This window comes from Pseudomonas sp. KSR10, from assembly GCF_022355455.1.
Taxonomy (GTDB): Bacteria; Pseudomonadota; Gammaproteobacteria; order Pseudomonadales; family Pseudomonadaceae; genus Stutzerimonas; species Stutzerimonas stutzeri_E.
Genome location: NZ_JAKOEN010000004.1, coordinates 183066 through 207986, shown reverse-complemented (window position 1 = coordinate 207986; position 24921 = coordinate 183066). Strand labels below are relative to the sequence as shown.

Below are 24921 nucleotides of genomic sequence, written 5' to 3'. Positions count from 1 at the left end.
TCAACTAACGTTCGTCAGATTAACGGCACGCCATGCGGGGTCTGGGCACTAATGAGGACAGCCATCTGTAGCACCCGGCTCAGGAGTGCTGCTCACCACAGGTCGTTATGTTCAGAATCGGTTTCGCCTGCATGTACCGCCATCCCGGCCACAGCGAGTCGCTGAAGGAGCTGGAAACCATCGAACGCGCCTTCAATCCGCGTTCGACCACGCTGCGCTGGCTCAACAGCGTGTCGCAAGACGTGGCACGGGAAAAGCTCAGCGACATCATCGAGCACAACCTGACGGCACAATCGCGGCTGCTCGACTACGTCGGCACGCTGCCAAAACAGTTGCGCATGCTGCGCCTGAGCAGCGATCTACTGCCCTTCTACAGCCACCCCGAAGCCGCAGACTTCTACCGCCAGCCCGACGTGCGCAAAATGATCGAGAATGGTTTTTCCAGAATCGGCGCCGCTGCCAGGTCACTGGGCATCCGCCTTTCGCTGCACCCCGGCCAATACTGCGTACTCGGCTCGGACAAACCGCAGGTGGTGGAAAACAGCCTGGCGGAGTTCGAGTACCACGCCGACATGATCCGCATGATGGGCTTCGGCCGGCAGTTCCAGGACTTCAAATGCAACGTTCACATCGCCGGTCGCCTGGGTGTAGAAGGCATACGGGCGGTATGGTCGCGCCTGTCCCAGGAGGCCCGCTACAGCATCACCTTCGAAAACGAGGAGAAAACCTACGGTGTCGATGACTGTCTGGCGCTGGCCGATCTGGCGCCAGTTGTGCTGGACATCCACCACTGCTGGATCAACGAGGATGACTACATCGACCCGCACGACCCACGGGTGGAGCGGATCATCGACAGCTGGCATGGCGTGCGGCCGACCATGCATTACTCGCAGCCGCCGGAAAGCCTGATGGAACTGGGCTTCGACGCAGAGCAAAAACTTGAGATGCCGGCTCTGCTGGCAAAGGTCAGCAAGCGCGACTTGTACAGCCATAGCAAGCGCATGTGGAACGACTGGACCAATCAGTATGCTCGGGAATTTCTCGACCGGTTCGACATGATGTTCGAGGCCAAGGACAAGAATCTTGCGACCTTGAGCTACTACGCCGATTACCTAGCGGACGAGGGCAACGGCAAAAACCAGTAAAGCCGTCGCAACACAAGGACCTGCGGGAATCGTTGCGGGAGGTGGGAAGATGGTCGGCAGTCACTGCGCCCCGGCCTGCCTGGACGCCGCTTCCCGCTCGGTGTAAGCCCTGCGCAACCCACGTGACGGTTTGCGCAGGGTATGGAAGTCAGGAGTTTCTGACTTGAATGTGCTGCTCCCTGCGCTTGGCCAACAGGTCAGCCGCCACCAAAGCCAGTAACGGCAACACACCGACCTTCAGCGCGAGCTCCCATGATCCAAGGAAACCGATAAGTACCGCTCCTACAACCACGATTATGGCTATGCAATGTGCACAGAAGCGCCACAATTCGAGTGCAACGACCTGAGCATTCTGGTTGTTGATCATACTGAGCCCCTCTTTGTTGTTGTAGTAAGCCTTGTATAAGGTTCAGCGTAGCTACCCTGAGCACATGCGCAAACACAATTTTGTTTCAAAAATGTGTCTAGGACGCAGGTTCCAGCGATTTTTCCCAACAGCTCGAACGAAGCCAAACGGCTCGAGGAGGGTTGCCAACTCCATCGTCGCCCAGCTTCGGTGGCATACGGCGACGTATCGATGATCGAACGAGCCGCCTGTTACTCGCCGAGAATCTTCCCCAACGCGCGCTGCAGAATCTCGACGGTACGGTCCAGGTTTCTTAGCTTTTCCAGTCCGAACAGGCCGATGCGGAAGGTCTGGAAGTCAGCCGGTTCGTCGCACTGTAGCGGTACGCCCGCGGCGATCTGCAGCCCTTGCTCCGCGAACTTGCTGCCATTCTTGATTCCGCTGTCGGTGGTGTAACACACCACCACACCAGGCGCCTCGAAGCCAGTCGCCGCAACGCTGTTGAAACCTTTCTCGGCAAGAAGCGCCCGCACCCTGCGACCCAACTCCTGCTGCTGCGAACGAAGCTGCTCGAAACCATAGCCTCTGGTTTCGAGCATGACGTCACGAAACCGCGCCAAGGCGTCGCTCGGCATAGTCGCGTGGTAGGCATGCCCGCCCTGCTCATAGGCCTGCATGATCTGCAGCCACTTCTTCAGATCGCATGCGAAGCTGCTGCTCTGGGTTGCCTCGACACGCAACCGGGCCGCCTCGCTGAGCATCACCAATGCGCAGCAAGGTGATGCGCTCCAGCCCTTCTGCGGCGCGCTGATCAGCACATCGACACCGCTGGCCTGCATGTCCACCCAGAGCGCGCCGGAGGCGATGCAATCCAGCACGAACAAACCGCCAACCGCATGCACGGCCTCGCCCACAGCCCGCAGATAGTCGTCCGGGAGGACTATTCCAGACGAGGTTTCCACGTGCGGCGCAAACACTAGATCCGGTTTCTGTGCAGCAATGGTGGCAACCACCTCGTCAATAGGCGGGGGCGTGAATCCAGCCTGGGGGCTCTGGCTTTGCGGTCGCGCCTTGAGCACGGTGGCGTGCGAGGGAATACCTCCCATCTCGAAGATTTGGGTCCAGCGATAACTGAACCAGCCATTGCGAATCACCAGACAGCTGCGCTCATGTGCCAGTTGGCGTGCCACCGCTTCCATGCCGAACGTGCCGCTGCCGGGCACCACCGCCACCGCCTGGGCGTTGTAAACGGATTTGAGGGTGGCGGAAATATCGGTCATCACGGTCTGGAACGACCGGGACATGTGATTCAGCGAGCGGTCCGTGAAGACGACCGAATATTCGATCAGCCCATCAGGGTCGACGAGCGGGTAAAGGTCCGACATGGAGATGACTCCGCAACAAGAGAGCTGACTTCGACCCTGCCCGAAGCCCGACCGCTTTACAAGCACTACCAATCCTTGGTTCTTCGCTCACCGCCGCAACGAAAAGACAAAGTCGTTATGAAGCCATCTCGCCGATCATGCGAACGAGGCGAGCACGGAATCAATCGAGCCGATTCGGATAAGTTCAAACATCAACTTACCGTTTGTCGGATTTGCATCAATTAACGGTTGATCAACACGTTATCAATGTTCAAAAAAATGGCGCCATTAATTAACCAGGCGCCAGATTTAGCTGGCTCAGACCGCACCTAATAGTAGCCTTTCAATATCAAAGCGATCACACCCAGACAACCGGACGTATTATTGACGTCGGTATCCGGTCGAACGTAGTTCCATCTATTTATAAAACAAATTATAAAGCTACCCAACGAAGCGGGACTGCACCCATCCGCTCTTCTGTTTCGCCAAAGGGTTCGTTCTGCCTGTGGGATTTCACCTGCTTTCACAGCGCTGTTCTCGATATCCCGTCTTCATTTAAACGCCGCGCTTTTTGCGTTTGAAAGTTCATTGTCATGGTGAGTCAAATGCCCATCACAGCTTTTCCGAGCGTCCGCAAAGGCCTCATGTCCGCCATCGCCCTAGCCGCACTGTTGGGCTTCTGCCCTGGCGCCAACGATGTTCAAGCAGCCACGGTCAACGGCACCAGCACATCGGCAATTTCCTACTCGGCGCTGATCAACAAGTTCACCAATACCTACTGGCTGAATGGCTCCTGGCGTGCCTCGGCGGGTGTTTCGGTCGCCGCTACCGCGCAGAACATTGCGGCATTTCGTGTCGGCACCGCCGTACGGACAGCCGACGGCCAGATACGTACCGTCACGTCGGTGAAGCCCGCCAGCGGTGCGCTGACGATATTCATGAACGGCCCAGCACTGAATGGGGCGGTGGTCGGCTATCCCAACCGACTCAGTGTTAGCAACGTACCCGCCCCAACGCCGGTTACAACCGCGCCGAGCAACACCGCAGTCGCTGCGCCAAGCTACGCCGCGCTGATCAACAAATTCACCAACACGTATTGGCTGAACGGTTCCTGGCGCGCCTCTGCTGGCGTATCGGTCGCGGCCACCGCGCAAAACAGGGCCGCTTTCGTAGCGGGCGCGTCGGTGCGCACGGCGGACGGCCGGGTCCGCACGATTACCTCGGTCAAGCCCGCCAGCGGCGCTCTGAGCGTGTTCATGAGCGGTCCTGCGCTCGACGGCAACGTGGTGGGCTATCCGAACAAGCTCAGCCTGGTGGCTGCGCCAACGATTCAGCCCGCCGCGCCTTCCGCTCCGGTCGCAGAAGCAGTGCTGCCTGCGTCCGGTCCGGTGCAGCTGGTAGGCGTTGCGCTGTCCGGGGCCGCTTTCGGGCCTTCTGTGCTGCCCGGCAAGCACGGCACCAATTACATCTATCCGGCCGAGTCGTATTACAAGAAGTACGCCGAGCAAGGCCTGAAGCTGGTTCGCCTGCCGTTTCTCTGGGAACGCATACAACCGCGGCTGAATACGGAGCTCGACGCCGCGCAAGTGGCACTGTTGACCCAGTCGCTCGATTTCGCGCAGAAGTACGGGGTCAAGGTCGTGCTCGACATGCATAACTACTACCGCTACTACAAGCAGCCGATTGGCTCCGAGACGGTGCCCATCCCGTCGTTCGCCAACACCTGGAAACGCATCGCGCAGAAGGTCGGTAGCCACCCAGCGCTCAGCGGTTACGGTCTGATGAACGAGCCGAACACCAAGGGGCTTTGGCCTGAAGCGGCACTGGCCGCGGCCAAGGAAATTCGCAAGGTCGACAAGACCCACTGGATCTACGTTGCCGGCGACCGTTTCTCCAGCGCATGGCATTGGCCTCAGTCCAATACTCAACTGATTGCCGATCCCTGGATGCGCGACCCTGCGAACAAGCTGATCTTCGAAGCCCATATGTATCTGGACCGCGACACCTCGGGCCTGTACATCGACAAGACCGAAACCTTCGCGCCGGACCTGGGAATCAACCGCGCCAAACCCTTCGTGGACTGGCTGCGAACCAACAATCTGCGCGGTTTCATCGGCGAGATGGGCGTACCGAACTATGCGCCCGACGCGATCGTCGCCATGGACAATCTCCTCGGTTATTTGCGCGAGAATTGCGTGCCGCTCACGTACTGGGCCGGCGGCCCATGGTGGGGCAAATACATCCTCGCGCTCGACGTATCGGGGGGCGCTGAACAGCCCCAACTGCCGGTTCTGCGCAAGCACGCCAATACACCGAATAGTTGCGCTGCGATTGGCGAACCGATGTAACCTTCTGCAAATACGTCATTGAGGGCCTGCCACGTATTGCGTGCCAGGCCTTTTTTGCGCCCGGTCTCGCGCTCGCTGCAAACCACCCTTGTTCACCACAACCTCAGGCAAACGGAACCATTCAATGGTCAATGGGACGAATTCCTTGTGCCTGGTTTCAGGTACCGGAAAGGTTGGCATGACGTCGACCTGAAAAACGCCGAGGATCGGGTATGACGGAAGGCATCTTGTTGGGAGCGACGGGCCTGCTCGTCGTACTGACCCTTTTGCCACTCTGGAAGCATCCCGCCTGGTGGGTGCGAGGGCTGGATTTCCCTCGCTTGCAGCTGTGCGCACTGGCCCTGGTACTGCTGTTGGCCCAGGCATTGCTGTTGTCTTACTCCGAGCCGCTGCAGATCCTGATCTCGCTGGCAGCTGCCGGCTGTCTCGGCTACCAGGCCTGGTGGATCATTCCGTACACCCGGTTATGGCGGCCCGAAGTAAAGTCCGCCGACACCAGTCGCAACAGACCTCGTATCCGTGTCATGGCGGCCAATGTACTGATGCCGAACCGTCAGGCCGACATGCTCAAAAGTCTGGTCCGCGAACATCGACCCGACGTACTGGTGACGCTCGAAACCGATGACTGGTGGGAGACGCAGCTCGAAGAGCTGACCGAGGAATATCCCCACTGCATCCGATGTCCGCTCGACAACCTCTATGGCATGCATGTGTGGTCGCGACTGCCGCTGGAAAATGCCGAAACCTGCTTTCTGGTCGAGGAGGATGTCCCATCGATGCATGCGCAGGTCCGGCTGAACGACCGGCTGGCGATCCGCATGCATTTCCTGCATCCGGCGCCACCCAGCCCCACGGAGAACGACGAATCCACCGAACGCGATATCGAGCTGCTGCTGGTGGCCAAAAGCGTTCAGGACGACGAGCCCGACACACCGATCATCGTGACAGGTGACCTCAACGATGTCGCCTGGTCGGCCAACACACGCCTGTTCCGCAAAATCAGCGGATTGCTCGACCCGCGAGTCGGCCGTTGCATGATTAACAGCTTTCATGCCCAGCACTGGTACCTGCGCTGGCCGCTGGACCACTTGTTTCATAGCCACCATTTCCAGCTGGTGCGTATCCAGCGATTGCCATCATTCGGCTCGGATCATTTCCCCGTATTGGTCGAACTGCAGTACGACCCCGCCTCCGAGCAACAGAGCCTGCAAGGCGACGCAGCGGACGAGCAGGAGGCCGCGCAAAAGATGGGTGAGAAAGACCTCAGCGAATCCGATGTGCCTGAGCCGGAAAAGCGCTGAAACCGGTTTCGCCTGCCCTATTACTTGGGACCAACGTTCAAACCTCGTCGACCCGGTTGAACTGCACCGCCAGACGCATCGTTTCGTGAGACTCGAGCGCCAGCAAATCATTGGCGAGGTCCCGCGCACCGTCAATTTCGGCTCGGCGTGCCAGTGAGCGATACAGATCCATCACCTGATTGTGAATGGTGAAAACTTCATAGGAAATTTCTTCAACGCTCATCGCCGCGTACGGCATGGCTTGGGGCTGGCTGCGAATCACCGGATTGCGCGCCACGTAGTCATAAATCCAGGTACGCAGAGCTTTCGGATCGGCGTGGCGCTCCACACGTTCAATGGTATTGGCCAGGATCTTTTCGTGATCAGCGAGATAGGCCAGCAACCATCGTGCTCGCTGTTCTTCGTGACGCAAAGCGCTGCGTCCCAGGCATCTGGAAAGCTCTCGGTGGGTATCGCGGGTCCAGTCGATGAGGTCTTCGAATCGTTCAATTTTCATATTCCTCTCCACGCCTTTCGATGGTACGCAGCCACTCGCTGACGAGTAGATGCCGCGTCCGCAGGCGGCTCACCCGAATCCTCGAACAATGGCCTTACGGCCCATGGCTGAAGATTAGTCATGACTGGCTGAATAGGCTGCCAACAAGAGCGTGTCGAGCTGTATCAGGGTTTTACCGCTCGCCGCCACCTTCCGACTGCGGTGCCGTGAGAGTCTACGCTGCTAGAAGGCAGTGCAACGCTCCGACTAACAGGATGGGGCTGGCGAACCCAACCACATCGCATGACAGAGGGACAGCGACATGGCGACCACTACGCTCGGCATCAAGCTAGACGAGGCTGCCCGTGATCGACTCGAGGCAGCCGCCCGGCAGGTCGACCGCACGCCACAGTGGTTGGTAAAACAGGCGCTGCTGAATTACCTCGAACAGCTGGAAAGCGGCACAGCCCCTCTCGGCGCCGCCCCGGTGGAACACGTCGCCGATCATATGGACGTAGAGATCACATCCGATAGCCAGCCGTTTCTCGAATTTGCCGAGAGCGTGCTACCGCAGTCGGTGTTGCGCGCGGCTATTACCGCAGCCTACCGCCGTCCGGAGCCGGAAGCGGTGCCGGTCCTGCTGGAGCAGGCGCGCCTGTCGCCGGAAAGGGCCGAAGCCACGCACCGGCTGGCCTTGCGTATCGCCGAGAAGCTGCGCAATCAGAAAAGCGCTGGCGGACGCCAAGGCCTGGTGCAGGGGCTGCTGCAGGAGTTCTCGCTGTCGTCCCAGGAAGGCGTGGCACTGATGTGTCTGGCTGAGGCCCTGTTGCGCGTGCCAGACAAAGGCACGCGCGATGCGCTGATCCGCGACAAGATCAGCACCGGCAACTGGCAACCTCACCTGGGCAACAGCCAGTCGGTGTTCGTCAACGCCGCGACCTGGGGCCTGATGCTCACCGGCCGGCTGGTCGCCACGCATAACGAATCCAACCTCTCCTCCTCGCTCAACCGCCTGATCGGCAAGGGGGGCGAGCCGCTGATCCGCAAAGGCGTGGACATGGCAATGCGGCTGATGGGCGAGCAGTTCGTCACCGGCGAAACCATCAACGAAGCCCTGAGCAATGCGCAGACCATGGAAGCCAAAGGCTTCCGCTATTCCTACGACATGCTCGGCGAGGCGGCCCTGACCAGCGCAGATGCGCGGCGCTATCTGGCCTCGTACGAGCAGGCGATCCATTCCATTGGCATGGCCTCGCGCGGGCGCGGCATCTATGAAGGCCCGGGAATCTCGATCAAGTTGTCGGCGCTGCATCCGCGCTACAGCCGTGCGCAATACGACCGCGTGATGGACGAGCTGTACCCGACCTTGCTGTCCTTGACCGAACTGGCGCGGCGCTACGACATCGGCATCAACATCGATGCCGAAGAAGCGGATCGCCTGGAGCTGTCGCTGGATCTGCTGGAGCGGCTTTGCTTCGAACCCTCGCTGAGCGATTGGAACGGCATCGGCTTCGTCATCCAGGCCTATCAGAAACGCTGCCCCTATGTAGTGGATTACCTGATCGATCTGGCCAAGCGTAGCCGCCATCGGCTGATGATTCGCTTGGTCAAGGGCGCTTACTGGGACAGCGAAATCAAGCTGGCACAGGTCAACGGCCTCGAGGGGTACCCGGTTTACACCCGCAAGGCCTACACCGATGTGTCCTTCATTGCCTGCGCACGCAAGCTGCTCGCCGCGCCCGAGGCAATCTACCCTCAGTTCGCAACCCACAACGCCCACACCCTGGCCGCGGTGTACCACCTCGCCGGCCAGAACTATTACCCCGGTCAGTATGAGTTCCAGTGCCTGCACGGCATGGGCGAGCCGCTCTACGAACAGGTGGTCGGCAGGGGCGAAGGCAGACTCAACCGGCCTTGCCGTATCTACGCCCCGGTCGGTAGCCACGAAACGCTGCTGGCTTATCTGGTGCGGCGTCTGCTGGAAAATGGCGCCAATACCTCCTTCGTCAACCGCATTGCCGACAAGAGCATTTCGCTGGAAGAGCTGGTGGCCGATCCGGTGGTAACCGTCGAACAGATGCTCGCGGCGGAAGGCACGCTTGGCTTGCCTCACCCGCGAATCCCGCTACCGCGCAACCTATACGGTGAAGGTCGCATCAATTCGTGCGGCATCGACCTTGCCAATGAACAGCGCCTGGCCTCGCTCTCCTCCGCCCTGCTCGCCAGCGCCCATCAGCGCCATACGGCGGCGCCTCAGCTAGGCTGCGAGACGGTTTCGACGATGCCGGTCGAGCCGCTGCTCAATCCTGCGGATCAGCAAGACGTGGTCGGTCAGGTGCAGGAAGCCAGCGAGGAGGATGTCGACAATGCCCTGCGTTGCGCAGTGGAGCATGCTGCTGCCTGGCAATCCACTGCGCCGAAAGAACGTGCGGCGGCGCTGTTAAGCGCTGCCGATCTGATGGAACAGCGCATGCAGATGCTGATGGGCGTGCTCATTCGTGAAGCGGGCAAGTCCTACGTCAACGCCATCGCAGAGGTTCGCGAAGCAGTGGACTTCCTGCGCTTCTATGGCGCCGAAGTGAACTGCAATTTCGATAACGACACCCACCGCCCAATCGGCCCGGTAGTTTGTATCAGCCCCTGGAACTTCCCGTTGGCGATCTTCACCGGCCAGGTCTGTGCCGCACTGGGCGCCGGCAATACGGTGTTGGCCAAGCCGGCCGAGCAAACCCCGCTGATCGCCGCGCTTGGGGTGCAGATACTCCACGATGCAGGCATTCCCAGAAGTGTCTTGCAGCTGCTGCCCGGGCGCGGCGAAACCGTTGGTGCGCGCCTGGTGAGTGACGAGCGCGTTCGTGGTGTGATGTTCACCGGTTCTACGGCGGTCGCCTCGATCCTCCAGCGCAGCATCGCCGGACGGCTGGATGAGCGCGGGCGGAGCATTCCACTGATCGCCGAAACCGGCGGCCAGAACGCGATGATCGTCGACTCCTCGGCACTCGCCGAGCAGGTGGTGATGGACGTGATGAACTCAGCCTTCGACAGCGCCGGTCAGCGCTGCTCGGCATTGCGTGTGCTCTGCGTGCAGGAAGACGTTGCCGAACGGGTCATCGGCATGCTCAAGGGGGCGATGGCCGAAGCACGCATGGGCAACCCGCAGCGACTGGCGGTGGACATCGGTCCGGTTATCGATGCCGAAGCGCGGGACAATATCGAACGGCACCTACAGGCCATGCGGGACAAGGGCCGCCGGGTGCATCAGATGGCTCGCGTCGACGAACAGGAATGTGCCCATGGCACCTTCGTGACGCCCACACTGATCGAGCTGGAACGCCTGGACGAGTTGCAGCAGGAGATCTTCGGCCCGGTGTTGCATGTGCTGCGCTATCGCCGTGCCGATCTGGACAAGTTGCTGGACCAGATCAACGCCGCCGGATACGGATTGACCCTGGGCGTGCATACCCGCATCGACGAAACCATCGCCAAAGTCATCGACCGCGCCAAGGTTGGCAATCTATACGTCAACCGCAACATTGTCGGCGCAGTGGTGGGTGTGCAGCCATTCGGCGGCGAGGGGCTCTCGGGCACCGGACCCAAGGCCGGCGGTCCACTGTATCTGTATCGCCTGCTGTCGGAGCGGCCCTACGATGCATTGCTGCGCGCGCTGAACTTCGGTGGTGCTCAGACATTGCCCGAGGTGCAGCAGTCTCCGGCGCAAACCGCTGCCGCCAAGCAGTTCAGGCAATGGGCGCACGACAATGGCCGAGGCGAACTGGCCGCATTGTGCGATCGCTACGCCGAGCAATCCCAGAGCGGCACCACGCGGCTGCTCAACGGGCCCACAGGGGAACGCAACAGCTACAGCCTGCTGCCACGCGAATATGTGCTGTGCCTTTCCGAGGATGAACGCGATCTACTGACCCAGCTAGCGGCAGTGCTGACCGTCGGCAGCGAAGCTGTACTGGCGGATAACCCATCCAGCAGCAACCTGATCGGCCAGCTGCCCCAAGCCGTGCAAGCCCGAATCATCCGCGTCGCGGATTGGACCAGTGACGCCGTACGCTTCGATGCGGTGCTGCACCATGGCGAGCCCGACCAACTGCGTGACGTCAACCAGCGACTGTCCCAGCGCAGCGGCCCTATCGTCGGCGTGCAAGGGCTGGCGCCGGGCGAAACCAATATCCCGCTGGAGCGGCTGTTGATCGAGCGCGCCCTGAGCATCAACACCGCGGCGGCCGGCGGCAACGCCAGCCTGATGACCATCGGCTGAGCCCCGAACGCACCGCAGCCCTGATGAAGGACGCGCAACCAGCGTCGAAAGCGGGCTTTGTGTCTCCCGCAGAGCCAAAGTTTCGCTCCGACGCAAGCCTCTCATGCCAAGCCATAAACATGACAAACCAGATGCAAATATGATGTAACCAACTGAATATGAAGCGTATCTTCACTGTATCAAGACATAGTAAAGCCTGAGACACCACCTCTGGCTGGCGCTCCCCCATCAACAGATCGTCAGTACGCCGTACTGCTGGGGTCGGCCATCTACTAGCAGCTTGCCCTCGTCACCCTCGTGGCAACCGAGCAAGGCCCGTCCCAGCGGTGAATGCGGAGAAATGACCAGCACTTCGGTTTCGCCCACTTTTACCTTCAGCCCTGCGGCGTCCGGACCTAGGAAAACCCACCGGCAACCACTCGCCAGTTCAAGCGAAACCAGAGCACCCAGCCGAATCGGCTCGCCCGTCAGATCGCGCATAGGCAGGTTGCGATAGCTCGCCAGCGCCGCTTCGATTTCTGCGACCCGGCGGCGCTGGCCGTCGGCCAGGTACGCCGCTTCCAGCCCGCGGGTGTCGTATTTGTTTTCCGCCTTGCTTTCGGCATGAGTGGCCGCCTCGTGAGACGCCCTCAGTGCGTCCTCGGCGATCCTCAGATCGGCGAGCAGCTTGTCGATGATCAGCGTCTGCAGATGAATCTTATCCATGCGGGCTCGGGTGAGAGGAGTGGCCGGCTAGCATGGCATCGCAGGCGGCGGAGAGCCATGACCCAGTGCTGTTGTGACGCGTCGCGCTGGCCGTCCGAGCGCAACGACGCCACTATGGCACGCCCGATCCGCAACGTGCCGGAGTCGCCGCGCGGACCGCTGCAGCCAGATGATGCTAGACGAACCACCGGAGCTTATCGATGACACTACGCGCAGTATTTCTGCTGCTTGCCGTTTCGGCGAGCGGTGCGGCATTTGCCGACGGCCAGGCACTGACCGTAAGGCTGAACGGCATCCAGCATGACCAAGGGGCTGTCCGGGTCGCGCTGTTTTCCGACCCGAAGAGCTTTCGCAAGGTCGACAAGGCTTTCGCCACACAGGAGGCCCCGGCGGCGAGAGGTACGGTCACGCTGCTGTTCGAGGACGTGCCCGCCGGCCAGTACGCCATCATGGTCTACCACGATGAGAACGCTAACGGCGAGTTGGACCGCCGCTTCGGCATGTTTCCCACGGAGGGCTACGGGCTGTCCAACAACCCCAAGGTGATGGGCCCGCCGACGTTCGAAGAAAGCGAGTTCGCGGTCAGCGGCACAGCGCCGACCGAACTGGATATCGATATTCGCTACTAGCCGCTGTCGGTCCCGGCGGGCAGATCGGCGTGTCGGTTCGGTGCCTGAGCGAGTCCCGCCGGATCGCCAGCCACGCGCATGCCTGGCCCGGCCAAACCAGGGCCACACCGTCACCAAACGCCTGCAACGAGGCGTCGCGGGGAGCGATTGCAGCAATAGCCGGTGGTCGGGCTGGCAATGAACCGAAGCTGCCAGGACGCTGTCCAGACAGAAGCGTCCGGATCAGCTGCAACATGCGATTTTGTCAGCCGGCCAACATATTTTTTTTACAAAAGAGGAAATTTGCCGCAGGCGACAGGGCGAGACGCTGCTTATACTGACCACCCAACCAAATCTGGAGCCACACCCGTGAATAAAGCCGAGTTGATTGAAGCTATCGCAGCCTCCGCCGATGTTCCGAAGAGCACTGCCACCCGTGTACTGGATGCCTTCACCGAAAGCGTGACCAATACCCTGCAGAACGGCGACAGCGTGACGCTGGTCGGCTTCGGCACCTTTGCCGTCAAAGAGCGTGCTGCGCGTGACGGTCGCAATCCGCAGACCGGCGCGACAATCAAGATTTCCGCAGCCAAGCTGCCTGGCTTCAAGCCGGGCAAGTCGCTGAAAGATGCGGTGAACTAAGCACCTCATTCGAAAACCGGGCCGCTGACGTCCCTTGTGGACGCAGCGCCTGATCAAAACGCTCCGCTGCTCCCCTCTTCGTCCACTCTCGCAAAACCGCTCTCCAGAGCGCCTGCTGCATTTCGATCTGAACAACCATCTCCCTGTGAATCCCAGAACCTTGCGTGCTCATGGGACGCTGCCGCTGTGCCTGTGGCGTTGCAGACCGGCTGCAGCCCTCCGAACCGTACAGTGTTGCTCGGTGGGCTGCAGCGGCACGCCTCCAGCCCACCCTAGGTCTATTTGTCGCGATCGACCGCGAAGCCCGCCCACGCTTGGCGCGACGGCATGATCTCCAACCGATTGATGTTGATATGCGCAGGCAATGTGGCGACGTAAAAGATCTGCTCGGCGATATCTTCTGCCGTCAACGGTGTGGTGGTGCTGTAAAGGGCATCGGACGCCGCCTGATTGCCCTTGGTACGGACCAGGGTGAATTCGGTTTCGGCCATGCCCGGCGCAATATCGGTGACGCGCACGCCGGTGGCGATCAGGTCGCAGCGCAGGTTGTAGCTGAATTGCTGAACGAAGGCCTTGCTGGCCCCATATACGTGGCTGCCGGGATACGGCCACTGCCCTGCCACCGAACCGATATTGACGATACTGGCGCCCTTGCCCGTATCGATCAGCGTCGGCAGCAGTGCATGGGTGACATTGACCAAGCCGGTGATATTGGTATCGATCATGGTGTGCCAGTCGTTCAGATCGGTCTTCTGCGCAGGCTCCGGGGCCAGCGCCAAGCCCGCGTTATTGACCAGGCAGGTCACGGCCCGAAAGGCTTCGGGCAACGCGGCGATCACTTCCTTGACCGCCTCGTTCTTGCGCACATCGAGCGTCGCGACATGAACAGGTACTTTACCGTCCAGTTCGGCTTTTAACGTTTCCAGGCGCTCCGAGCGGCGACCGGTCAGGACCAACGACCAACCGGCTTCGGCAAATCGGCGAGCCGTAGCGCGCCCGAACCCGGATGTGGCGCCAGTGATGAAGACGACCTTGCTATTCATGCTGTTCCTCTTTCGATTGACGGTACTCGTAGAAGCGCCGTGGTGGTAATCGGTGAGCTATGGTCTGTCGACCGGCAAAAAAATTCGAGTGCTTTCCACGCTGTACGGCAACTCCGATACGCCACTGTTCAGCCGGGATTCGCTACGGCGGCACCCTTGCCGTGCAAAACAACCCGTTGAGAGAGAAGTGAGTAAAAGCGGAACTGCTGCAGCGCCGGCGCGTTTATCCACTTGACCCCGATGAGCTACACGTACAGCTGGTCGTTCTGCCCCGCCCGTCGATCCATGCCTTCAGCGCTGGATGAACAGACCTGGCGTCTCACCGTTTCGTATGGGTTCGTCTGCCGCTTATCTCCAATTGATACAAAGCAAAACGCTGGCACTTTCGCCCCAGAGCCCAGCGTTTTCGTGTGGCATCGATTGACGGCCGTAAGAATTAATCCCCCGTAGAATACAGTTCAGCTTTTCGGCGGATACACAGTCACAAGCGCGCCGGCTAGAACTCAGGCCTCCTTCACTCAAGGAACTCTGAAATGCAGACAAGAAAAACAATCCTGGCAGCGGCCATTTCAGTATTACTGGCGAATCACGCCTACGCCGTCAGTGAATCGACGCAGGATCAGACGGGCAGCGACAACTATGCCGATGTGATGCAGCAAGGCGACGAGGGCAGCATTACGCAAGTGCAGAACGGCACAGGCAATGTTGCCTACACCGACCAGAGCGGGGTCGGTCTTACGGCCAACAGCAACCAGACTGGCAACGGCAACATCTCCACCATCGAGCAAACAGGCTTGAACGGCGAAATCACTGTCAACCAGGACGGTGCTTACAACCTCGCTACCGTACTTCAGTCTTCAGCAGAAGTTGGCCATTCGGCATCCATCTCGCAAGTGGGTACGAGCAATCTGGCCTATATCGAGCAGCTGGACTTCAACGCAAACAGCGCAGCTATCAGCCAGAACGGAGAGAACAACTCAATCGAGGTGTTTCAGGAAGGCTTCCTCGTCAAGAATTACAGTGGGATGCAGAACGGCTCTGGGAACACCGCCTATATCGAACAAATAGGCGATACTCATGCGCAGACCGAGCAGACCGGTACGGATAACGCCATCAACCTCACTCAGGATGGCTTCCCCTTCGGCGCCACCGCAACGATCAGTCAGAACGGTACGGCTAACCAGGCGACGCTCGACCAACGCTCACCCGGTCGCTACTCCTCGGGTACCGTTGAGCTGATTCAGATCGGCACGGACAACGTCGCGGATGTCGTGGAGTCTGCCGGCTTCGGCTCGTTCTCCTTCACGCAGAATGGCACCGGCAACGAGCTGACCGCACAGCAAAGCGGGCGTTCGACTAGCGTAGAGGGGAGCTCCACTGGCGATTACAACCGGGTGGATATCCGGCAGGACTTCGACGGCAGCAGCCTGATCATCGACCAGAACGGAACCGCCAACGAAATCGATGTGGATCAGACCGGCTACTACAGCTCTGCCAACGTCGGTCAGATCGGCACCGAGAACTACGCGTCTGTCGTGCAGACCGGCACGCTGGATAGCCCGCAGAGTTATAACGCTGCGATCATGCAGAACGGAACGGGCAACTCGGCGTTCGTGACTCAAGGCCCGTAAAGGGCTACCGCGCAGCCACCTCGACAAGCCCGCTGAACGCGGGCTTTTTGCTGTCAGTGGCTACCTCGACGTATGCCTGATGCAGTTCAAGCCCCTTCCAACGCCTGAGATACGACTCGCTCCAGATCGCTGAAGAAGAACGGCTTTTGCAAGGTGGGGATGTCGGAGAATCGCGGGTCCATGCCATCGACCCCATAGCCGGTGGCAAACAGCAGCGGGATGTTGCGGGCGATGAGCTGTTCGGCGATCGGAAAACTGGCGACGCCATCAAGGTTGACATCCAGCACGGCCAGATCGAAAGACCCGGTCTCGGCCGCTTGCAGCCCATCGGCGAAGCGCGACAGAACTTCCACGTGTGCGCAGCCGATGTCGCTCAACATATCCTCTAGCAACATGCCGACCAGCGCCTCGTCTTCCACGACCAGAACCCGGAGATGTTCAAAACTTCTCTCGCTTTTAGTATTCGCGCTGTGATCGATCATGGCAGCGGAACCTCGATGTCACAGGTCACACCGTCGACCGGATAAGCCAGTCGTACCTCGGCATCGAGTTCACCCGCCAGACCGTACTCGAGCAGGCGCGATCCGAACCCCTTGCGCGCCGATGGCGAAACCGGGGGGCCGCCAACCTCCTTCCAAAACAGATGCATGGACTTAGAGGGTGTGACCGTCCAATGAATGCGAACGAAGCCCCTCTCACTGCTCAGCGCACCGAACTTCGCAGCGTTGGTACACAGCTCGTGAAAAGCCATCGCCAATGCCAACGCAGCTTTAGGTTTCAGGCGCTGGGGCGGCCCCTCGATAACGAAGCGCTGGTGACCTGGGGCCTGAAACGGCGCCACCGCCTGATCGATGATGTCGTTCAGACTGGCAGCCTGCCAGTTCTCCTTCGACAGCACGTCATGAGCCTTGGACAGTGCGATCAGGCGTCCTTCGAACCAGCGATAGCCTTCGCTGATCTCGTTCCTCCGGAAACTTTGCGCGGCGATCGACTGTACGGTCGCCAGGGTGTTCTTGACCCGGTGATTCAATTCGTTGAGCAGCAATTGCCGATGATCCTCGGCCACCTTGCGCTCAGTGATATCCACCAACATGTTCACCGCGCCGATCAGCTCGCCAGCCTCGTTGTGTAACGGTGCGGGGTACGCCAGGAATGGTACCCGTGTACCATCCGGTCGCTCGGCCAGCGCCTCCGCGCCATGAATCGCGCGGTTTTCGGCGAGCGCAATGGCCATTGGACAGGTTGCGTGAGGCATCGGCGTACCATCTGGCCAGTACAGTCGCCAGGTGACGCACCACTCGTCGGTGCCGATGGCCGGTACGCGGCCCGCCAATTTTACGCAGGCCTGGTTGAAGTAGGTGACCTTACCGTTCGCGTCGGTGGTATAGACAGCGCTGGGCAGCGCATCGAGGAGGTCGGCCAGCCGGCGCTCCGCCTCGCGTGTCGCTGCCTCTAGGCGTTTACGATCGGTGATGTCGCGCGTCACCGCCAGCTGCACGAATCCGCCTGGAAGCCCGCCGGGCGTGGTCATGGGAACCGCATGGGTCTCCATATGCCGACGGGTACCGCCGAGGCTGATGATGTCGAATTCCCAGTTGAGCTTTTCGCCTTCACAAACACGCCGGTGCTGTTCTCGCCAGTATTGGCGGTGCTCGGGCACGATCAGATCGAAGACGCTCAGCCCCTCCACATCGGATGGTTTTTTCGCATCCAGCATGCGCAACCCCGCCGGGTTCATCTGCACCAGAGTGCCGTCCTGATCGACGACTTTCACGCATTCAGGGGTGTTTTCGACGATGGCGCTCAGCCATTCGACGCTGCGTCGGCGGTCGGCACTGCACTGTCGGGACGGCGTGTTGCCTTGGAAGCAGATGATTGCCCCGGTGATCTGCCCGGTATCACTGCGCATTGCCTGAATATTGGCAAGCACTGGCATTGGTTGTTCATCGGGCCGTTCGATGAGCAGCGCAACGTCCTGGCTGGTACGCCCCGTACGGATCGTCTCCGCCAGCGGTGTATCGGCGAATGGCTGCGCCTCGCCGTCCGCGGACAGGATACGAAGCCGACCGTAAGCTTCCAGCCCGCGACCACACAGTTGGCCAGCGATTCGGTTGTAACGCAGCACCGCGCCGTCGGCATCAAGCGTGCAGACGCCGATCGGCAGCATGTCCAGTAGCGCTTCATCGAAGGGCAACGGGCAATCGGGTCGGTTGCCGACCTGATTCACGCCGGGACTATCAGTACTCAACATCTATAGTTGTTCCAAGGTCACAGTTAGGTCTCGCTCTGTCAGTGAATCCAGGCACCGCGGTGTGCGGACTCACCATCGCCGTAAGGATGCAAGCCAGCCAACACTGTGCATTTATGCAGACCCACTATGCGGCAACCCGCATTGATGTGGATAAATTTGCACTCTAGGATCAGGAAAGCTCAACCGACCAGCCTTTATTCAATAACGACAATCGCTAGGACCCACCATGACCCAGTCAAGTGCCATCCCCACAGTCAAACTCCTGATCGGCGGTGAGCTGGTCGAGTCCTCCACCCGCGAGTGGCGCGACATCATCAACCCGGCGACGCAGGAAGTCCTGGCCCGCGTGCCCTTCGCCACCGAAGCGGAAATGAATGCTGCAGTCGCCAGCGCCAAAGAAGCCTTCAAGACCTGGCGCAAGACGCCAATCGGTGCACGCTCGCGGATATTCCTCAAATACCAGCAGTTGATTCGCGAAAACATGAAGGAGCTGGCCGCGATCCTCACCGCCGAACAGGGCAAGACCCTGCCGGACGCCGAGGGCGACGTGTTCCGCGGCCTGGAAGTGGTCGAACACGCTGCCGGTATTGGCAATCTGCAACTCGGTGAGCTGGCCAATAACGTCGCCACGGGAGTCGACACCTATACCCTGCTGCAGCCGTTGGGCGTTTGTGCCGGTATCACACCCTTCAACTTCCCGGCGATGATCCCGCTGTGGATGTTTCCGATGGCCATCGCCACCGGTAATACCTTCGTGCTCAAGCCGTCCGAGCAGGATCCGATGGTCACCATGCGCCTCGCTGAGCTGGCCATGGAAGCGGGCGTACCGCCGGGCGTGCTGAACGTCATCCACGGCGGCGCCGATGCGGTGAACCTGATCTGCGACCATCCGGATATCAAGGCCGTGTCTTTCGTTGGATCGACCAAGGTCGGCACTCACGTCTACAACCGCGCCAGTCTCGCCGGCAAGCGCGTGCAGTGCATGATGGGCGCGAAGAACCACGGCATCATCCTGCCCGACGCGCACAAGGAGCAGACGCTCAACAACCTGGTCGGTGCGGCGTTTGGTGCGGCGGGTCAGCGCTGCATGGCTCTATCAGTGCTGATTCTGGTCGGTGAAGCGCAAAGCTGGCTGCCGGATCTGGTCGCCAAGGCCAAGACATTGAAAGTCAATGCGGGCGCCGAAAGCGGCACCGATGTCGGTCCGGTCGTCTCCTGTGCCGCACTCGATCGCATCAGCTCGCTGATTGAACGCGGCGTCGCCGAAGGTGCCGACCTGGTCCTGGACGGCCGCAACCCGCAGGTCGCAGGTTTCGAGAAGGGCAACTTCGTCGCGCCGACGATCTTCTCGGGCGTCACGCCTGAAATGAGCATCTATCGCGAGGAGATCTTCGGCCCGGTGCTCTGCGTGATGCAGGTCGACACCCTCGACCAAGCCATCGAATTGATCAACGCCAATCCCAACGGTAACGGCACCGCCCTGTTCACCCGTTCCGGCGCCGCGGCGAGGCATTTCCAGGAAGAAATCGACGTGGGCCAGGTAGGCATCAACGTACCGATCCCGGTGCCGGTGCCAATGTTCTCCTTCACCGGTTCGCGTGCCTCCAAGCTCGGCGATCTCGGCCCGTACGGCAAACAGGTCGTGCAGTTCTATACCCAGACCAAGACCGTTACACAGCGCTGGTTCGACGAGAGCGAAGTTGGCGGATCGGTCAACACCACCATCAACCTGAAATAACCGCGGCCGGCGCCGTGGTCGTCGATCGCGGCGCCGCCAATCGCCCCTATAACAAGAAGGAAACGGCCATGCATATCGGTTTTCTCGGACTCGGCAACATGGGCGGGCCCATGGCCCACAACCTGCTCAAGGCCGGTCATCAGGTCTGTGTATTCGACCTCTCCGCTGCGGCAGTCTCCAACCTGGTCGACGCTGGCGCGAAGGAAGCCACCTCTCCCGCCGCCGTCGCCCAAGCGGGTGTCGAGGTGATCATCACCATGCTCCCGGCGGCCGCCCACGTGAAGCAGGTATACCTGGGCGAGGACGGCTTGCTCGCCCACGTCCCGGCCGACGTGCTGCTCATCGACTCGTCCACCATCGACCCGATGAGTGCCCGCGAAGTCGCCGCCGCTGCGGCAAAAAACGGCAACCCGATGCTCGACGCCCCGGTCTCCGGCGGCACCGTCGGTGCGGCAGCCGGCACCCTGACCTTCATGGTCGGCGGCAACGAGGCGGACTTTCAGAAGGCCCAGCCAATTCTCGCAACAATGGGCAAGAACATCGTCCACTGCGGCGGCAGCGGTAACGGCCAGGTTGCCAAGGTCGCCAACAATCTATTGCTTGGCATCTCCATGATCGGCGCCGCCGAGGCCATGTCCCTGGGCGTCTCGCTGGGAATGGACCCCAAAGTTCTGGCCAGTGTGATCAACTCGTCCAGCGGGCGCTGCTGGAGTTCCGAGATCTACAACCCGTTCCCCGGCGTGGCGGAGAACAGTCCGGCCTCGCGCGGCTACAGCGGCGGCTTCGGCACCGATCTGATGCTCAAGGATCTGGGACTTGCCAGTGAAGCGGCCAAACAGGTGCGCCAGCCGGTTATCCTCGGTGCTCTCGCGCAGCAGCTGTACCAGGCCTTCAGCACGCAGGGCAACGGTACCCTGGACTTCTCCGCGATCATCAAACTCTACCGTCAGGAGGATTGAGCATGACCCAGGCAGAAGCGCCGGTATTGATCGAGGTTCGTAATCGCGTCGGCTACCTCACCCTGAACCGTCCGGCTGGGCTGAACGCCATCACCCTGCCGATGGTCCGCAACCTCCATCGTCAACTGCAGGACTGGGCTGACGATCAGGACGTGGTCGCCGTGGTATTGCGTGCCATTGGCGAAAAGGCCTTCTGTGCCGGCGGAGACATCCGCTCGTTGTATGACAGCTACCAGAACGGCGAGGATCTTCATCGCGTCTTCTTCGAAGAGGAATATGCTCTCGATCAATACATCCACGCCTATAGCAAGCCGCTGCTGGCTTTGATGAACGGCTTCGTTCTCGGCGGCGGCATGGGACTCGTCCAGGGCGCGTCGTTGCGGGTGATCTCAGAACGCACGCGCATGGGCATGCCGGAAGTAGGCATCGGTTATTTCCCTGACGTCGGTGGCAGCTATTTCCTGCCGCGCCTGCCGGGCAACCTCGGCATCTACATGGGTCTGACCGGCAACCATATCGATTCGGCCGACGCGCTCTATGCCGGGCTGGCCGATTACTGCGTGCGCCATGAGCGTTTCGCTGAGCTCGAACAAGCGTTAGACCGTCAGGACTGGAGCACCCCGCCGGTGCAGACGCTGACCAATCTGCTGGTATCGATGGGGTGCACCGAACTGCCGGATGCCTCGTTCAAAGCGCTTTTCCCGGCCATAGAAAAACACTTCGGTCATGACAACGTCGCGGCGATCCGCGAATCGCTGGCAGGTGAAAACCGTCCGGAATACCGCGACTGGGCGGCCGAGACGCTCAAGATCATCGACAGCCGCTCGCCTCTTTCGCTCGGCATCACGCTGGAAATGCTTCGTCGCGGACGCGCACTCTCACTGGCCGATTGCTTCCGTATGGAGCTGCACCTGGACCGCCAGTGGTTCGATCAGGGCGACATCATCGAGGGCGTTCGTGCACTGATCGTCGACAAGGACAAGAACCCACGCTGGAACCCGCCTACGCTGAGTGAGGTGACGCCTCAGCGGGTTGCCGATTTCTTCGCGGGCGTCTGAGAGGGAACAATCCATGCAAGACATCGAACTGAGCGAAGAACAACGGATGATCCGCGACATGGCGCGCGACTTCGCCCGCGCCGAAATCGCACCCAAAGCCCAGGCCTGGGAGCAGGCCGGCTGGATCGGTGACGAGACCGTGACCCAGCTGGGCGAGCTCGGTCTGCTGGGCATGATCGTTCCCGAGCAATGGGGCGGCACCTACATCGATTACGTCGCCTACGCGTTGGCGGTCGAGGAAATCTCGGCCGGCGACGGTGCCATCGGCGCGTTGATGAGCATTCACAGCTCGGTCGGCTGTGGTCCAATCCTCAAATACGGCACGCCGGAACAGCAGGACGAATGGCTGCCGGATCTGGCCGCCGGGCGCGCCATCGGCTGCTTCGCCCTTACCGAACCCCAGGCCGGCTCCGAAGCGCACAACCTGCGCACCCGCGCCGTGCTGGAGAACGGCGAATGGGTGATCAACGGCGCCAAACAATTCGTCAGCAACGGCAAGCGCGCGAAGATCGCCATCGTCTTCGCAGTCACCGATCCGGAGCTGGGAAAGAAGGGTCTTTCGGCTTTTCTGGTGCCTACCGACAACCCCGGTTTCGTCGTAGATCGGATGGAAAGCAAGATGGGGATCCGTGCTTCGGATACCTGCGGCGTCACCCTGCGCGACTGCCGCATCCCCGAAGCCAATCTGCTCGGCCCACGCGGCAAGGGACTGGCCATTGCCCTGTCGAATCTCGAAGGTGGGCGCATCGGCATTGGCGCCCAAGCGCTGGGCATCGCCCGCGCGGCGTTCGAGGCGGCGCTGGGATATGCCCGCGAGCGCATCCAGTTCGACAAGCCGATCATCGAGCACCAGAGTGTGGCAAACATGCTGGCGGACATGCACACCCGCCTCAACGCCGCGCGACTGCTGATCCTGCATGCGGCGCGTCTGCGCAGCGCCAACCTGCCATGCCTATCCGAAGCCTCCCAGGCCAAGCTATTCGCCTCGGAAGTCGCCGAATACGTCTGCTCCAAGGCCATGCAGATCCACGGTGGCTACGGCTATCTCGAGGATTATCCGGTCGAGCGTTACTACCGCGACGCACGCATTACGCAGATCTATGAAGGCTCCAGCGAGATTCAGCGGCTACTGATCGCTCGGGAGCTCAACAACTATGGGCTGTGAAAGATCGCGCATGGAAAAGCGGCGCGCGGACTCATCTGTTCGTGGCCAGGCTCGCGAATGCAACCTGGAGGGCCAAGGGAGCGCTAGTTCAGCGCGAAATCATTAAAGCTGGCGGGTAAGACCCGTTAAAGACGACAAGCAGTCAGTAATCCGAGTTATGGATGTCGAGCCATATCAGCCGCCATCCACACAACAATAAAAAGGATACGAAGATGCTCAAAGGTACGATGCAGCAGACCCCGCTGATGATCAGCGGCATCCTGACCCACGCCGCCCTCGCCCATGGCGATCGGGAAATCGTCTCGCGGCTGGTAGACGAACCTCTCTGGCGTTATGACTATGCCGGGCTGGCGAAACGCGCAGGCCAGGCGGCCTCGATGCTGCGCAGTCTGGGCGTCAAAGCCGGCGACCTGGTCTCGTCCATGGCCTGGAATACGCATCGTCACTTCGAGCTGTTCTTTGCCGTACCGGGCATCGGCGCCGTGCTCCACACCGCGAATCCGCGGCTGTCGGATGACCAGATCATCTACACGTTGAATCACGCCGGCAGTGGCGTGTTGCTGTTCGATCGCAGCTTTCTCTCCGTGGTCGAACGCGTTCGGCCACGGCTGGAGCACATCCATACCTTCATCATGCTGTCGGATGCCCAACGCACCGAACCCGGCGAAGTAGGTGCGCAGAGCTACGAGACCCTGATTGCCCAAGAAGAACCGATCACCGATTGGCCGCAGTTCGACGAGAATGCCGGCGCCATGCTTTGCTACACCTCTGGCACCACCGGTCATCCGAAGGGTGTGGTGTATAGCCACCGCTCCGTCGTCCTGCATGCCATGGCCGCGGGACTCACCGGCGCCTTCGGCTTCTCGGCGTTCGACTGCATCATGCCCTGCTCCTCGCTCTATCACGCGACCGCGTGGGGCGTGCCCTTCACCGCGGCGATAAACGGCTGCAAGTTCGTCCTGCCGTGCGACAAGATGGATGGAGCCAGCCTGCAGGAGCTGATCCAGAACGAAGGCGTGACCTTTTCCGGCGGTGTGCCGACCATCTGGACCATGTACCTCAATTATCTGGAACGCACCGGCGAGGGCACCGGCCAGCTCAAGTGCCTGGTCATTGCCGGCTCGGCGGTACCCAGGGTGCTGGCCGAGAAGTTCGAGACCCGCTATGGCGTCAGTGTCCGCCAGCTCTGGGGCATGACCGAAACCAGCCCGCTCGGCGTGGTCGCCACCCCGACGCCCAAGTTGGCCGCCCAGGGCGAAGCGGCCACCAACGAGGCCATCTGGACCCGCCAGGGCAGGCTGCAATTTGGCATCGAGCTCAAGATCGTTGACGAAAGAGGCAATGAGCTGCCCCGCGATGGCACCAGCTCCGGCGCGCTGCTGGTGCGCGGCCCCTGGACGGTCGAGCGCTACTTCCGCAGCGACTCCAGCGCACTGGACCAGGATGGCTGGTTCGACACCGGTGACATCGCCACCATCGACCCCAACGGCTACATGCGCATCACCGATCGCAGTAAGGACGTGATCAAGTCCGGCGGCGAATGGATCAGCTCCATCGATATCGAAAACATCGCCGTGGCCTGCCCCGGCGTGCGAATCGCGGCGGTGGTTGGTGTGACCCACGAAAAATGGGAGGAGCGCCCGATTCTCATCATCGAAGCCCACGATGACGCTGAAGTGTGCGCTGAAGCCATTCTCGCCTATCTGGAACCGCAGATCGTCAAATGGTGGATGCCCGACGCGGTGATTTTCGACAGCGTTCCGCTAACCGCCACTGGCAAGATCGACAAGAAGACCCTGCGCGACCGCTACCGCAACCACCTGCTTGAGATGAGCGCGGTGGGCAGCTAAACCGCCAGGGTTGCGCCCATCC

The 24921-nt window shown here is 60.7% G+C and carries 19 protein-coding genes; 12 read left to right on the top strand and 7 right to left on the bottom strand.

What is annotated here, in order from left to right; genetic code table 11:
* Positions 1–107: 107 nt before the first annotated feature.
* Complete coding sequence (locus MCB86_RS01750) at positions 108–1145, top strand: UV damage endonuclease UvsE (RefSeq protein WP_239609370.1); 1038 nt, start codon at positions 108–110, stop codon at positions 1143–1145.
* A gap of 148 nt (positions 1146–1293) precedes the next feature.
* Here MCB86_RS01750 and MCB86_RS01745 read toward each other — a convergent pair whose 3' ends face one another.
* Positions 1294–1512 (bottom strand): hypothetical protein, encoded by a 219-nt coding sequence (locus tag MCB86_RS01745; RefSeq protein ID WP_239609369.1) that lies wholly within the window; start codon positions 1510–1512, stop codon positions 1294–1296.
* A 230-nt stretch (positions 1513–1742) separates the two neighbouring features.
* Positions 1743–2876 (bottom strand): aminotransferase class V-fold PLP-dependent enzyme, encoded by a 1134-nt coding sequence (locus tag MCB86_RS01740; protein ID WP_239609368.1) that lies wholly within the window; start codon positions 2874–2876, stop codon positions 1743–1745.
* 623 nt (positions 2877–3499) lie between these two features.
* On the opposite strand from MCB86_RS01740, the gene MCB86_RS01735 reads away from it, so the two are divergent.
* Together MCB86_RS01735 and MCB86_RS01730 are read left to right on the top strand one after the other, a co-directional pair.
* Positions 3500–5203 (top strand): glycoside hydrolase family 5 protein, encoded by a 1704-nt coding sequence (locus MCB86_RS01735; RefSeq protein WP_239609367.1) that lies wholly within the window; start codon positions 3500–3502, stop codon positions 5201–5203.
* A 212-nt stretch (positions 5204–5415) separates the two neighbouring features.
* Entirely contained in the window at positions 5416–6504 is a 1089-nt protein-coding gene (locus MCB86_RS01730; protein WP_239609361.1) for an endonuclease/exonuclease/phosphatase family protein, read from the top strand.
* A 37-nt stretch (positions 6505–6541) separates the two neighbouring features.
* On the opposite strand, the gene MCB86_RS01725 is transcribed toward MCB86_RS01730, so the two are convergent.
* Positions 6542–7000, bottom strand: a complete 459-nt coding sequence (locus MCB86_RS01725; protein ID WP_045161961.1) for a hypothetical protein — start codon at positions 6998–7000, stop codon at positions 6542–6544.
* A gap of 301 nt (positions 7001–7301) precedes the next feature.
* Here MCB86_RS01725 and putA point away from each other — a divergent pair, with 301 nt between their 5' ends.
* Positions 7302–11249: a trifunctional transcriptional regulator/proline dehydrogenase/L-glutamate gamma-semialdehyde dehydrogenase gene (gene putA / locus MCB86_RS01720; RefSeq protein ID WP_239609358.1), complete on the top strand. Its 3948-nt coding sequence runs from the start codon at positions 7302–7304 to the stop codon at positions 11247–11249.
* A 228-nt stretch (positions 11250–11477) separates the two neighbouring features.
* On the opposite strand, the gene MCB86_RS01715 is transcribed toward putA, so the two are convergent.
* On the bottom strand, positions 11478–11954 hold the full coding sequence (locus MCB86_RS01715; RefSeq protein WP_045161960.1) for a GreA/GreB family elongation factor: 477 nt from the start codon (positions 11952–11954) through the stop codon (positions 11478–11480).
* Between the two features lie 200 nt (positions 11955–12154).
* Here MCB86_RS01715 and MCB86_RS01710 point away from each other — a divergent pair, with 200 nt between their 5' ends.
* On the top strand, positions 12155–12583 hold the full coding sequence (locus MCB86_RS01710) for a DUF2141 domain-containing protein (protein WP_045161959.1): 429 nt from the start codon (positions 12155–12157) through the stop codon (positions 12581–12583).
* 177 nt (positions 12584–12760) lie between these two features.
* The gene (locus MCB86_RS01705) at positions 12761–13204 is read left to right on the top strand and encodes an HU family DNA-binding protein (RefSeq protein WP_239609356.1); all 444 of its coding nucleotides are present in this window, start codon (positions 12761–12763) and stop codon (positions 13202–13204) included.
* A gap of 278 nt (positions 13205–13482) precedes the next feature.
* Here the strand turns inward: MCB86_RS01705 and MCB86_RS01700 are convergent, their stop codons facing one another.
* On the bottom strand, positions 13483–14247 hold the full coding sequence (locus MCB86_RS01700) for an SDR family NAD(P)-dependent oxidoreductase (RefSeq protein ID WP_045161958.1): 765 nt from the start codon (positions 14245–14247) through the stop codon (positions 13483–13485).
* 533 nt (positions 14248–14780) lie between these two features.
* On the opposite strand from MCB86_RS01700, the gene MCB86_RS01695 reads away from it, so the two are divergent.
* Positions 14781–15878 carry a hypothetical protein gene (locus tag MCB86_RS01695; protein ID WP_239609354.1) on the top strand — a complete coding sequence of 366 codons (1098 nt, stop codon included), beginning with the start codon at positions 14781–14783 and terminating at the stop codon, positions 15876–15878.
* 86 nt (positions 15879–15964) lie between these two features.
* On the opposite strand, the gene MCB86_RS01690 is transcribed toward MCB86_RS01695, so the two are convergent.
* A complete protein-coding gene (locus MCB86_RS01690) occupies positions 15965–16360 on the bottom strand; it encodes a response regulator (RefSeq protein ID WP_239609350.1) in 396 nt (131 codons plus the stop codon).
* Positions 16357–18129: a PAS domain-containing protein gene (locus MCB86_RS01685; RefSeq protein WP_239609348.1), complete on the bottom strand. Its 1773-nt coding sequence runs from the start codon at positions 18127–18129 to the stop codon at positions 16357–16359. Before MCB86_RS01685 ends, MCB86_RS01690 begins: the two co-directional genes overlap by 4 nt.
* A gap of 226 nt (positions 18130–18355) precedes the next feature.
* Here MCB86_RS01685 and MCB86_RS01680 point away from each other — a divergent pair, with 226 nt between their 5' ends.
* The 5 genes from MCB86_RS01680 to MCB86_RS01660 all read left to right on the top strand — a co-directional run bounded on the left by MCB86_RS01680 (position 18356) and on the right by MCB86_RS01660 (position 24899).
* A complete protein-coding gene (locus MCB86_RS01680; RefSeq protein WP_239609345.1) occupies positions 18356–19867 on the top strand; it encodes a CoA-acylating methylmalonate-semialdehyde dehydrogenase in 1512 nt (503 codons plus the stop codon).
* Between the two features lie 68 nt (positions 19868–19935).
* A complete protein-coding gene (gene mmsB / locus MCB86_RS01675) occupies positions 19936–20826 on the top strand; it encodes a 3-hydroxyisobutyrate dehydrogenase (RefSeq protein ID WP_239609343.1) in 891 nt (296 codons plus the stop codon).
* A 2-nt stretch (positions 20827–20828) separates the two neighbouring features.
* Positions 20829–21884 (top strand): enoyl-CoA hydratase/isomerase family protein, encoded by a 1056-nt coding sequence (locus MCB86_RS01670; RefSeq protein WP_239609341.1) that lies wholly within the window; start codon positions 20829–20831, stop codon positions 21882–21884.
* 13 nt (positions 21885–21897) lie between these two features.
* The gene (locus MCB86_RS01665) at positions 21898–23049 is read left to right on the top strand and encodes an acyl-CoA dehydrogenase family protein (protein WP_045161951.1); all 1152 of its coding nucleotides are present in this window, start codon (positions 21898–21900) and stop codon (positions 23047–23049) included.
* Positions 23050–23276: 227 nt separating this feature from the next.
* Positions 23277–24899 carry a long-chain fatty acid--CoA ligase gene (locus MCB86_RS01660; protein WP_239609478.1) on the top strand — a complete coding sequence of 541 codons (1623 nt, stop codon included), beginning with the start codon at positions 23277–23279 and terminating at the stop codon, positions 24897–24899.
* Positions 24900–24921: the final 22 nt, after the last annotated feature.

Coding starts and splice junctions, on each gene's coding strand:
- MCB86_RS01750 (WP_239609370.1), top strand. CDS start 108: ATGTTCAGAATCGGTTTCGCCTGCATGTACCGCCATCCCGGCCACAGC.
- MCB86_RS01745 (WP_239609369.1), bottom strand. CDS start 1,512: ATGATCAACAACCAGAATGCTCAGGTCGTTGCACTCGAATTGTGGCGC.
- MCB86_RS01740 (WP_239609368.1), bottom strand. CDS start 2,876: ATGTCGGACCTTTACCCGCTCGTCGACCCTGATGGGCTGATCGAATAT.
- MCB86_RS01735 (WP_239609367.1), top strand. CDS start 3,500: ATGTCCGCCATCGCCCTAGCCGCACTGTTGGGCTTCTGCCCTGGCGCC.
- MCB86_RS01730 (WP_239609361.1), top strand. CDS start 5,416: ATGACGGAAGGCATCTTGTTGGGAGCGACGGGCCTGCTCGTCGTACTG.
- MCB86_RS01725 (WP_045161961.1), bottom strand. CDS start 7,000: ATGAAAATTGAACGATTCGAAGACCTCATCGACTGGACCCGCGATACC.
- putA (WP_239609358.1), top strand. CDS start 7,302: ATGGCGACCACTACGCTCGGCATCAAGCTAGACGAGGCTGCCCGTGAT.
- MCB86_RS01715 (WP_045161960.1), bottom strand. CDS start 11,954: ATGGATAAGATTCATCTGCAGACGCTGATCATCGACAAGCTGCTCGCC.
- MCB86_RS01710 (WP_045161959.1), top strand. CDS start 12,155: ATGACACTACGCGCAGTATTTCTGCTGCTTGCCGTTTCGGCGAGCGGT.
- MCB86_RS01705 (WP_239609356.1), top strand. CDS start 12,761: ATGAACCGAAGCTGCCAGGACGCTGTCCAGACAGAAGCGTCCGGATCA.
- MCB86_RS01700 (WP_045161958.1), bottom strand. CDS start 14,247: ATGAATAGCAAGGTCGTCTTCATCACTGGCGCCACATCCGGGTTCGGG.
- MCB86_RS01695 (WP_239609354.1), top strand. CDS start 14,781: ATGCAGACAAGAAAAACAATCCTGGCAGCGGCCATTTCAGTATTACTG.
- MCB86_RS01690 (WP_239609350.1), bottom strand. CDS start 16,360: ATGATCGATCACAGCGCGAATACTAAAAGCGAGAGAAGTTTTGAACAT.
- MCB86_RS01685 (WP_239609348.1), bottom strand. CDS start 18,129: ATGTTGAGTACTGATAGTCCCGGCGTGAATCAGGTCGGCAACCGACCC.
- MCB86_RS01680 (WP_239609345.1), top strand. CDS start 18,356: ATGACCCAGTCAAGTGCCATCCCCACAGTCAAACTCCTGATCGGCGGT.
- mmsB (WP_239609343.1), top strand. CDS start 19,936: ATGCATATCGGTTTTCTCGGACTCGGCAACATGGGCGGGCCCATGGCC.
- MCB86_RS01670 (WP_239609341.1), top strand. CDS start 20,829: ATGACCCAGGCAGAAGCGCCGGTATTGATCGAGGTTCGTAATCGCGTC.
- MCB86_RS01665 (WP_045161951.1), top strand. CDS start 21,898: ATGCAAGACATCGAACTGAGCGAAGAACAACGGATGATCCGCGACATG.
- MCB86_RS01660 (WP_239609478.1), top strand. CDS start 23,277: ATGCAGCAGACCCCGCTGATGATCAGCGGCATCCTGACCCACGCCGCC.